Annotated in this window: 4 protein-coding genes; all 4 read right to left on the bottom strand. The window is 65.7% G+C overall.

All coding sequences use genetic code 11. The features are described from left to right. Positions 1-100: 100 nt before the first annotated feature. Complete coding sequence (gene fusA, locus Q0480_RS02735) at positions 101-2,218, bottom strand: elongation factor G (protein ID WP_299130372.1); 2,118 nt, start codon at positions 2,216-2,218, stop codon at positions 101-103. Between the two features lie 23 nt (positions 2,219-2,241). Next, on the bottom strand, positions 2,242-2,712 hold the full coding sequence (rpsG, locus tag Q0480_RS02730; protein WP_299130370.1) for a 30S ribosomal protein S7: 471 nt from the start codon (positions 2,710-2,712) through the stop codon (positions 2,242-2,244). A gap of 11 nt (positions 2,713-2,723) precedes the next feature. Then, complete coding sequence (gene rpsL / locus Q0480_RS02725; RefSeq protein WP_299130368.1) at positions 2,724-3,095, bottom strand: 30S ribosomal protein S12; 372 nt, start codon at positions 3,093-3,095, stop codon at positions 2,724-2,726. A 349-nt stretch (positions 3,096-3,444) separates the two neighbouring features. Beyond that, positions 3,445-4,089, bottom strand: a complete 645-nt coding sequence (locus Q0480_RS02720; RefSeq protein ID WP_299130366.1) for a hypothetical protein — start codon at positions 4,087-4,089, stop codon at positions 3,445-3,447. Positions 4,090-4,632: the final 543 nt, after the last annotated feature.

The raw sequence follows: 4,632 nt of genomic DNA, 5'->3' as shown, positions 1-4,632 counted from the left end.
CAATGTTCACATGCGGCTTCGTCCGCTCAAACTTCGCCTTCGCCATGATGGCCTCCTGTCATTCCACATTGGCGGCTCTCGGCCGCCGCGTTTTCCCGCGTCAGGCGAACTTCGCCTGGATCTCGTCCGAAATGTTCTGCGGCACAGCCTCGTAGTGGCTGAACTGCATGGTGAAGACCGCCCGGCCCGAGGACATCGAGCGCAGCGTGTTGATATAGCCGAACATGTTGGCCAGCGGCACCGTCGCGTTGATGGCGATGGCATTGCCGCGGCTGTCCTGACCACCGATCTGGCCGCGCCGGCTGGTGAGGTCGCCGATGATGCCGCCGGTATAGTCCTCCGGGGTCACGACCTCGACCTTCATGATCGGCTCCAGCAGCTTGGCACCGGCCTTCTTGAGTCCGTCGCGCATCGCGGCGCGCGCGGCGATCTCGAAGGCGAGCACGCTGGAGTCCACGTCATGAAAGGCGCCGTCGATCAGAGCCACCTTGAAGTCGATCACCGGGAAGCCGGCGAGCGGGCCGGAGTCCATCACCGACTGGATGCCCTTTTCGACGCCCGGAATGTATTCCTTGGGCACCGAACCACCGACGACCTTGCTTTCGAAGGAATAGCCTTCGCCCGGCACGGTCGGCTCGATGACGAGCTTGATGCGGGCGAACTGGCCCGAACCGCCGGTCTGCTTCTTGTGGGTATAGTCGATCTCGGCCTTGCGGCTGATCGTCTCGCGATAGGCCACCTGCGGCGCGCCGATATTGGCCTCGACCTTGAACTCGCGGCGCAGACGATCGACCAGGATGTCGAGGTGAAGCTCGCCCATGCCCTTCATGATGGTCTGGCCGCTCTCGCGGTCGGTCTCCACGCGGAAGGACGGGTCCTCGGCGGCCAGGCGGGCAAGGCCGGCGGCCATCTTTTCCTGGTCGTTCTTGGTCTTCGGCTCGACGGCGATCTCGATCACCGGCTCGGGGAAAGTCATCGTCTCGAGGACCACCGACTTCACCGGATCGCACAGCGTGTCGCCGGTCGTGGTATCCTTCAGCCCCGCCAGCGCGATGATGTCGCCGGCGAAGGCCTCTTCGATTTCCTCGCGATTGATCGCATGCATCATCATCATGCGGCCGACGCGCTCCCGCTTCTCCTTGGTGGAGTTGAGGATCTGGTCGCCCTTCTTGATCTGCCCGGAATAGATCCGGGTGAAGGTCAGCGAGCCGACGAACGGGTCGTTCATGATCTTGAACGCCAGCCCCGAGAACGGCTCGGCATCGTCGGCGTGGCGGGCGATGTCACGGGTTTCCGTCTCGTCGCCCGGCTTGAAGCCCATGTAGGCCTTCACGTCCAGCGGGCTCGGCAGGAAGTCGATGACGCCGTTCAGCATCGGCTGGACGCCCTTGTTCTTGAAGGCGGAGCCGCAGAGCACCGGCACGAACTTCATCGCCAGCGTGCCCTTGCGGATCAGCTCGCGCAGCGCCTCGACGCCCGGCTCCTCGCCTTCGAGATAGGCTTCCATCGCCGCGTCGTCCATATCGACGGCGAGCTCGATCATCGTGGCGCGCATCTCGGCGGCCTGATCGGCGAGTTCGGCGCGGATCGGCTGGCGGGTCCAGCTGGCGCCCAGATCCTCGCCCTTCCAGGTCCATTCTTCCATCGTGATCAGGTCGACGTGACCCTCGAGGAAGGTCTCGGCACCGATCGGCAGCTGCACCGGACAGGGGACAGCACCCGTGCGGTCCTTGATCATCTTGACGCAATTGAAGAAATCGGCGCCGATCTTGTCCATCTTGTTGACGAAGACGATGCGCGGCACGCCATAGCGGTCGGCCTGGCGCCAGACGGTCTCGGTCTGCGGCTCGACACCGGCGTTCGCATCCAGCACGCAGACCGCGCCATCGAGCACGGCGAGCGAACGCTCGACCTCGATGGTGAAATCGACGTGGCCGGGGGTGTCGATGATGTTGAAGCGGTATTTCGGGCTGTCGGTCGAAACGCCGTCCTCGGTCCGTTCCCAGAAGGTGGTCGTCGCCGCCGAGGTGATGGTGATGCCCCGCTCCTGCTCCTGCTCCATCCAGTCCATGGTCGCGGCGCCATCATGCACCTCGCCCATCTTGTGCGACTTGCCGGTGTAGAACAGAATCCGCTCGGTCGTCGTGGTCTTGCCGGCGTCGATATGCGCCATGATCCCGAAGTTGCGGTAGTGGTCGAGAGGATATTCGCGGGCCATCGTCGTGTTTCCTGCTTTCGCCGTTACCAGCGGTAGTGGCTGAACGCCTTGTTGGCATCGGCCATCTTGTGGGTGTCTTCGCGCTTCTTCACGGCGGTGCCGCGCATGTTGGCGGCGTCGAGCAGCTCGCCGGCGAGGCGCTCTTCCATCGTGTGCTCGTTGCGGGCGCGGCTCGCCTTGATCAGCCAGCGGATCGCCAGCGCCTCGCGGCGCTCCGGGCGAACCTCGACCGGCACCTGGTAGGTGGCACCGCCGACGCGGCGCGAGCGGACCTCGACCGACGGCTTGATATTGTCGAGGGCTTCGTGGAACACCTCGATCGGCTCGCGGCGCAGCTTCTGCTGCACGCGCTCCATCGCGCCGTAGACGATCCCTTCCGCGACCGACTTCTTGCCGTCGTGCATCAGGTTGTTCATGAACTTGGTCAGAACGCGGTCGCCGAACTTGGCGTCCGGCAGGACTTCGCGCTTCTCGGCGCTATGACGACGCGACATTGCCTAACTCCTTATTTCGGACGCTTCGCGCCGTACTTCGACCGGCGCTGCTTGCGGTTCTTGACACCCTGGGTGTCAAGCACGCCGCGCAGGATGTGGTAGCGCACGCCCGGAAGGTCCTTCACGCGGCCGCCGCGGATCAGCACGACCGAATGTTCCTGCAGGTTGTGGCTCTCGCCGGGGATGTAGCTGATCACCTCGAAACCGTTGGTCAGACGGACCTTGGCGACCTTGCGCATCGCCGAGTTCGGCTTCTTCGGGGTCGTGGTATAGACGCGAGTGCAGACGCCGCGCTTCTGCGGACAGGACTGCAGATGCAGCGACTTGCTCCGCGTTACTCTGGGCTGCCGCGGCTTGCGGATCAGCTGCTGGATCGTTGGCATTCGGTTCTAACCCCGTCTTACCCGTTTCTATTCCCGCGGCACGCCGCGCATCGCATTCCCGCGGCACGCCGCGCCCCTGCGCGAAATGCCAAAAGTGCCGCGTTCGGACCCGCCTTCGGGCCCGACGCGGCGAAATTCCAGAGGACTGGGGTTCGAGACCCGAGTCATGACCGCCCAAGACTGGCTGTATCGGGAAGAGACATTGCCCTCCCCGGAGCGCGCGGAAGCTAGGCTTAACGGTCGGGGATGTCAACCGCGTTCCCATGCGGGTGGCGCGGAGGGGTCTCCGCGCCACAACTATCTGAAATCTTGAATGAAACCCGCCGGACGGGCTGGTTCCGGCGCGACGTCAGCCGAGCGAGCCCGACCGTTCGACCGGAAAGGATTCGCTCGGTGCGAGCGCCAGGACGCCGATCATCAGATGCACCGCCTGGGCGAGCAGCGGCAGCACGAGATAGTGCCAGCCAAGCCCTTCGCCCATCACGGCGAGCGCCATCAGCCCATGGCCGGCCGACCAGACGAACCAGGCGAGCGGCTTCTCGCGGGCGGGATCAAGGACCACGCCGCTCAGGGTCGGCCAGGCGGCTGTCACCGCGGCGAGACCCGACAGGATAACGAAGACCAGGCCCGCGTCCTGCTCGAAGCCGCGCCCCGCCGTCGGCGCGGCGAGGGCGAGCAGGCTCCAGAGCACGATGCCGGCGTTGGTCAGCAGGATGACCCCGTCCCCCGAGTGGCGGTGGCGCGCGAGACTCGTCGCCGCGATCCAGAGCGCGCCGCAGAAGACGACGGCGAGCGGCGCCAGTATGGCGCGCGGCGCGTCGGCCTCCACCCCGGCGAAGAGCGGGGCCGCCGCGCCATAGGCCCACATGGTCCAGCTCGCCCCGTTCGGCCGGCTGAGCCCGCGCGCCATCTGCCCGGCATATACGGCAAAGCCGATCGCCAGTGTGGCGCTCGCGGCGAGCGCCAGAAGGGTTCCGGTATCGATGGTATCCATGGTCGCAGCGTCCCCGCGAGACGCGCCCCCGCCCCCGCTCCGAATCCGACGCTATATGATCGCTCGTTACGACTGCGTGACTCGGGACCCGGGCGGGGGCGACGTCTATATAGAATAGGATATATATGGATGGGATACGCGGGCCCCCGCGCGTTGATGCTCGCCCGGGGAGCCACGTTTCGCGCTCTCGCCCGGCTTTCGCGCGAGTCCCGGGCCCGCGTTTCACGATTTCGGCGCTCCGGCGAAGTCTTCACCCGTCGCACCCTCCGCGAGTTCGCGCGGGCGCGCGTCCGCCACCGGCGAGACGCGGGCGCGGGAATATCGGCGGCGGAATCGACGAACATGAACGGCCGCGCCAAATGCGATCCCCGCCCTGGATGTCCGCCGCGGTCGGCTTGCCTTCTCGTCGAATTGCCCCTAATGCGGGCGCGCGTCGCAGAGGGGCGATCGCGGACGGGCGCGAGACGCGCCGCCTAGAAACCTGGGAAGAGGCCATCATGGCGAAGGCGAAGTTTGAGCGGACGAAGCCGCATGTGAACATTG

This window comes from uncultured Amaricoccus sp. (genome assembly GCF_937891315.1).
Taxonomy (GTDB): Bacteria; Pseudomonadota; Alphaproteobacteria; order Rhodobacterales; family Rhodobacteraceae; genus Amaricoccus.
This window is presented reverse-complemented; position numbering and strand designations above follow the sequence as displayed.

What these genes read in the sequence shown, in the direction of transcription:
- rpsL (WP_299130368.1), bottom strand. Translation starts at nt 3,095, where the DNA reads ATGCCAACGATCCAGCAGCTGATCCGCAAGCCGCGGCAGCCCAGAGTA.
- rpsG (WP_299130370.1), bottom strand. Translation starts at nt 2,712, where the DNA reads ATGTCGCGTCGTCATAGCGCCGAGAAGCGCGAAGTCCTGCCGGACGCC.
- fusA (WP_299130372.1), bottom strand. Translation starts at nt 2,218, where the DNA reads ATGGCCCGCGAATATCCTCTCGACCACTACCGCAACTTCGGGATCATG.
- Q0480_RS02720 (WP_299130366.1), bottom strand. Translation starts at nt 4,089, where the DNA reads ATGGATACCATCGATACCGGAACCCTTCTGGCGCTCGCCGCGAGCGCC.